At 63.1% G+C, this 1,291-nt stretch carries 1 protein-coding gene; it reads left to right on the forward strand.

Going from position 1 to position 1,291, the window contains the following annotated elements; translation table 11 throughout:
- Positions 1-102: 102 nt before the first annotated feature.
- Positions 103-1,290, forward strand: coding sequence for a GGDEF domain-containing protein (locus LRG07_RS13605; protein ID WP_238642730.1), 1,188 nt, complete (start codon positions 103-105; stop codon positions 1,288-1,290).
- The last annotated feature ends 1 nt before the right edge of the window (position 1,291 follow it).

Here is a 1,291-nt window from a genome sequence, read left to right on the forward strand (position 1 = left end):
ACCGGATCCCGCATGCTGCTCGTCGGAATCCTGTCAATCGCCCAGTGAGCGAGCGATGAGCGTCACCCTGCTTTGCCGTTGCGATGCTCAAGAGGAGCGCGCATGGAACTCCACTACCCGACACTAGCGCTCGTCCTCTGGACGGCAAGCTTGGTCGCCGCCGCCGTGATGGCGATGGTCTGGCGGATCAATCACCACGAACGGGGGCCAGCGCTGTGGGCTGCCAGCAGCTTGGTGGTGGCGTTCAGTTTTGTGCCGCTGTGGTTTGAGACGGACCTGATCAGCGGGCTGATCCTGGTCAACAATGTCGCAAGCACTGTTGCGGTCCTGCTGCTGCTCGAGGGGATTCTGCGCTTCAAGGGGGTGGGCAACGAGTATCGCAGGCTGCCCTGGTACGGGGTCTATGTGGTGACCTTGGCCAGCCTGCTGTACCTCACGCTGAGTCTCGACAACCACCAACTGCGCTACCTCTTTCTCGATGCCAACCTCTCCGGGTTGTTGCTCCTCACGGCCTTCTTCCTGGTCCGGGGGGTTGATGACCGGCTAGAGCGCCTCATATACGGCGGCACGGCCGCAGTGTTCCTGTTGCTGGCCGCCGCAGTCTTCTACCGCTGGAGCCAGGCGGCCACGGGCGTTATCGGCCCCGATGATCGCGTCAACCCGGCCAGCGGTTGGATCATCTTTGCGAGCATCCCGTGGATCCTTGGCTGGACGTACGGGCTGGCCATGGCCGCGAACTTGCGTGCCCAGCGGACCATCGAGGATATGGCGCAGCACGACCCGCTAACCGGTCTGCCGAACCGACGTCTTTTAGCCGACGCCATGGAGCGGATGGCGGAGCGCTCTTCTCCAGGTAGCGGTGCTCCGGGGCAAGGCTTCGGGGTGGTCGCCCTCGACGTCAATGGCTTCAAGGAGATCAATGACCATTACGGGCATGCGTTCGGCGATGCGGCCTTGGTCAAGCTCGCCGAGCTGTTGCTCAGAGGGCTGCGTCCGGAGGATAAGGGCATAAGACTCGGCGGCGACGAGTTTGTGCTCCTGTTGCACGGGGTGACCGACCGGGCGGACCTGGAGCAACTCTGCGGGCGAGTGCTGAAGGTGCTCGAGATGCCCGTATCCGTCAAAGGGCACGTGGTGCGCTTTTCGGTCAGTCTGGGGACCTCCCTTTGCCCGGATGACAGCACCGATGCCGAGCGGTTGCTCGCGCTGGCCGATCAGCGGATGTACGCGAACAAAACCGGCAAAACGAGCGAATCAGCGGTCTGGTGTGCAGCTCCTGCGGACTGCTGAG

Source organism: Halorhodospira sp. 9622 (assembly GCF_022228025.1).
GTDB classification, from domain to species: Bacteria; Pseudomonadota; Gammaproteobacteria; order Nitrococcales; family Halorhodospiraceae; genus Halorhodospira; species Halorhodospira halophila_A.